Annotated in this window: 5 protein-coding genes and 1 pseudogene; all 6 read right to left on the bottom strand. The window is 69.5% G+C overall.

Annotation, left to right across the window (positions count from 1 at the left end; all coding sequences use genetic code 11):
* Window positions 1-48: 48 nt before the first annotated feature.
* Window positions 49-708 (bottom strand): plasmid mobilization protein, encoded by a 660-nt coding sequence (locus tag RQM47_RS16775; RefSeq protein WP_314009836.1) that lies wholly within the window; start codon window positions 706-708, stop codon window positions 49-51.
* 179 nt (window positions 709-887) lie between these two features.
* Window positions 888-1,193 (bottom strand): type II toxin-antitoxin system RelE/ParE family toxin, encoded by a 306-nt coding sequence (locus RQM47_RS16770; protein ID WP_314009834.1) that lies wholly within the window; start codon window positions 1,191-1,193, stop codon window positions 888-890.
* Window positions 1,186-1,383, bottom strand: a pseudogene (locus RQM47_RS16765) (type II toxin-antitoxin system ParD family antitoxin); the annotation flags it as partial. The pseudogene RQM47_RS16765 and the gene RQM47_RS16770, both read right to left, overlap by 8 nt.
* Window positions 1,384-1,766: 383 nt before the next feature.
* Complete coding sequence (locus tag RQM47_RS16760) at window positions 1,767-2,240, bottom strand: hypothetical protein (RefSeq protein WP_314009833.1); 474 nt, start codon at window positions 2,238-2,240, stop codon at window positions 1,767-1,769.
* Between the two features lie 448 nt (window positions 2,241-2,688).
* Window positions 2,689-3,117: a hypothetical protein gene (locus tag RQM47_RS16755; protein ID WP_314009832.1), complete on the bottom strand. Its 429-nt coding sequence runs from the start codon at window positions 3,115-3,117 to the stop codon at window positions 2,689-2,691.
* A 401-nt stretch (window positions 3,118-3,518) separates the two neighbouring features.
* Window positions 3,519-3,823, bottom strand: a 305-nt coding sequence (locus RQM47_RS16750) for a MobC family plasmid mobilization relaxosome protein (protein ID WP_314009831.1), incomplete at its 5' end; no start/stop codon positions are given.

The following is a 3,823-nucleotide window of genomic DNA, read 5'->3' as shown; positions in this document are numbered from 1 at the left end:
GCCGGTGCGGGCCGCCAGCGGTCCGTGTGCCCGTCTGGGCCGGCGGCCTCAGCCGTCGTCGTCGATCCGGCGGAACGGGTAGTGCGGGATCTCCGGGGGCTCCGGCGCCGGCAGCTTCAGCGCCGCGACGGCCGCCCGGACCTCGGCGTGCACCGCCTTCAGCTCCGCGATCAGCTCGACCTGGCCGGCCTGGTTCGCCGCCCGGGCGATCTGGTTGAGGTTGACCCCGATCCGGTTCAGCTCGTTGCGCGCCGCGAGATCGACGCGGGGGGCAATGGGCTTCCCCAGTGTCCGGCGCCGGACGTAGTCCGAGACCGAGAGCGACGTGGCCGCGGCCCACTCCTTCACGCGGTCGCGCTCGGCCGGGGTCAGGAGTACGTGGAGCTGGGCCGACCGCTTCTTCCCGGGCGGGAGCTTCGGCCGCCCGCCCCGGGCCTTCCGCTTGGCCTCGGCCGACGTGTACGGCCGCCACGGATCATCGGGCGTCCACCCCTCGACCATGTCGTTGCCGGCTCCCGCCGCCGGCTCGGTCTCGCCAGCCTCGGCCGTCGGCCCCGCCTCGGGCTCCGGTGTCAGCTCGGGGTCGGGCCGGCGGTACGTGGCCGGGTCGATCACGCGGCGGCGGGGGGCGCCGAGCGGCCCGGAGGACTCGGGTGGCTCGTCGTCGGCGTCGTCCGGGTCGTCGGGGAGGTCGGTTCGCTCGGTCATCGGGGCGGGGGCGGGGGTCCAGCTTGAGCATCGGCCGGAGGCCGACTGCGAAGGCTTCTCAGAGGACGCCGCCGAGGGGGTCGGACGTTTTCCTGTAAAGGAAAACACAACTTGCCATAATAGACGGGTCGGTTTCGCTGTAGAGCAAAACGGAACCCTCGGCAGTCAGGCGGGAGCACTCAGAACAGGCCGGCCACGTCCCGTGACGAGTGCAGCAGCCGGAGCGCGACGATCCCGCCGGCCTCGGCCACCCGGTAGTAGACCACGTGCCGCCCGGCGGGCACGGCGAAGCTGCGTACGCCGGCGCCGATCTCGTCCCGGGCACGGCCCGCCCTCGGGTGCTCGGCCAGAAGGGCGATGGCCTCGCGCACCGCTTCGATCAGGGCGTCGGCCCGGTCGGGCGATTCGGCCCCGACGTAGTCCCACGCCTCGGCGGCGTCGGCCCGGAACGCCTCGGCGTAGGTGACGCCCGACGGATCAGGCATCGTCCCCCGACTGCAAAGCGGCTCGGCGGGCGCGGCCCTCGCGCTTGATGGCCTCGGGGTCGAACGCGGCCGTCTCCCCGCGCTCGACCTGGTCGATGGCGAGCTGGACGTCGTCGCGGAGGGCGGCAAGCTTGGCATCCTGGACGGCGTCGAGCTGCTCCAAGAGCCGAAGCGCCTCCCGGACGACCTCACTGGACGACGTGTAGCGCCCCGTCTCGACCTTGGTGCGGACGAAGGCGTCGAGGTGGGGGAGTGAGTGAGACGTTCACGGGTAGGGCTCCGGCGGGCGGGGTGGGAGAGAAGCGTACGCCACGATGCCCACCGTGTCAATCTTTGTCAACCTCTGCTATCCCCAGACCAACCACCGCAGCGCTCCCGACTGTGCGCGGAGACGCACCCTACCAGGGGGACCTTCGGGGTAGGTGTCGGCCCTTTTGTAGATCTGGAATAGAGCCGCGCGCTCCGCCTAGCAGCCCGGAATCGCCTTTTCTGGCGCCTCCGCGCGGGCACATTTTTGACAGGATGAGCTAGGGTCTGTTACCGCACGTCTCTGCTCCAGATCTACAAAGGGGCCTAGTAGAGCATGATTGGCGCCTGGACCTGTACGATGACGTTCTCGGTCGGGAAGTCGATGTCGTCCATGACGCGGTAGGCATCTCGAACAGCGTCAGCCGTGAGCACTCCAAGCCGAACGTAGCCCGTCGTTTCGTCGTAGTCCGTGGTCTGAGCGTCGCGGACCGCGCCTAGCAGGAGCTGTGTGACTTGCCCCTTCAACGCTTCGGAGCCCCCGCCGAATGCCGGCCGCTCGCGGACAACGACGTTGGTTCCGAAGATCGAGCGGGCAGCGGGTTCGGCTTCGGACTTCGACCCGAGCGTGAACACAACGGGCCGGTCTCCGTCGAAGGTGACGCCTCCAAAGGCCGGCACCTGGGTTGTGGCCCGCGAGAATTGCTCTGTGAGTGCGTTCACTGGGTCGCCCTCGGGTGAGGTTGCGGAGCACGCGCTGAGCAGGAGGAGCACCGAGAGGAGAGACGTAGAGCGGGTCATGGGAGGAGCGGTTGGTGCAGGAAGTTCGGGAGGTTGGAAGGGCGGGGCAGGTCCAAAGCGGTGCACCTCCCACAAGGGGCGTTATCGAAAGTATCCGGCTCGGGCACCCCGCCTGAGGCGCTGGAATCGCCGTTCGGAGCGCGAACGGCAGCTCACCGATTGAGGCCGACGGGCGGCGGCGCCTCAGTCCGTGCAAAAACGGACGGTCGAGGCACTGTGATAACGCTCGGCGCCGGCCACCTGGCCGGCGTCACCATCGAGGGGACCGCCGGCGCTGCGGAGTTTTCCACACTGTCCACGGTCCTGTCTTTCACTAGGTGTCTTTGATCTATATAAAGGAAGCCCTCTAAAGATTCTTTAGGTCGGATCTAACGAACCTTTAGAGGGCGCCCCCTCATTCCACCGACGATTGTGGACAGCCGGGGAGGTGGGCGCGACGTGCTCTGCCTCAGGCGTCAGCAGGCAACCCGCCGACGCGAACGGCGTAGCGCTTAGCCATCCGCCCACCGTCCATCCCCTCCTCGGTCACATCGAGGAAGCCGTGCTCAATAGCTCGCTTGAGCCCCTTGATGATGGATGGATGCGACATTCCAACGCCCTGATCCATTCGGGAGCCGTCCTTGCGCTTGCGTCCGTGCTCGAACTCGTCCAGGGTGATCCGCTGGCTGAACTCGCCCCAGCCCCAGGTGTGGCGGATGCAGTAGAGCACGACCGCTAGCTCACCCTGGGATCGGATCTCGGGGAGCCGAACGATCAGCTCGTTCGGGACCTTGAACCAGTTCTGGTAGGGTGGGGCGAACCCCTGGAAATCCTCTGCTGACCCGGCCGCAGGGCCGGGGATGGAACGGCCGTCGCCGTCCGGTGTAGCTTTCGCCATCGGTTTCTCTGCGCGCCCCGATCCCCCATGCTTGCCGGCTTAGGGATCGGGGCGTGTCGCGTTGTGAAGGGGTGGTCAAGCTACCCCGCTCGTCGCGTCCGTGGCGGAGGCAGGGCCGTGTGGAGCGCTCAGAGCCCCTGTGAGCGCCGCCGGCCTCCGGGGGCACTCAGAGCCGGGCGGGACGCCAGCGCGCAGCACAGGGCACGCCAGGGGCCTTAGGCGGGAAGGTGTACCGTTCATGCGTGGCGCCCGACGCGCGGGCCGAGCACGGGCGGCCCCCGTGCCCCTCCCTCGCTGCGAACGCCGCCGACGTCGGCGCGGGGCCGGGGCGGTCGCCGGGCGGAGCTGCGGGCGCCGGTGCGGGCCGCCAGCGGTCCGTGTGCCCGTCTGGGCCGGCGGCCTCAGCCGTCGTCGTCGATCCGGCGGAACGGGTAGTGCGGGATCTCCGGGGGCTCCGGCGCCGGCAGCTTCAGCGCCGCGACGGCCGCCCGGACCTCGGCGTGCACCGCCTTCAGCTCCGCGATCAGCTCGACCTGGCCGGCCTGGTTCGCCGCCCGGGCGATCTGGTTGAGGTTGACCCCGATCCGGTTCAGCTCGTTGCGCGCCGCGAGATCGACGCGGGGGGCAATGGGCTTCCCCAGTGTCCGGCGCCGGACGTAGTCCGAGACCGAGAGCGACGTGGCCGCGGCCCACTCCTTCACGCGGT

It is taken from the genome of Rubrivirga sp. S365, from assembly GCF_032248475.1.
GTDB classification, from domain to species: Bacteria; Bacteroidota; Rhodothermia; order Rhodothermales; family Rubricoccaceae; genus Rubrivirga; species Rubrivirga litoralis.
The sequence above is the reverse complement of the archived record's forward strand: the minus strand, read 5'-3'. Positions and strand labels throughout refer to the sequence as shown.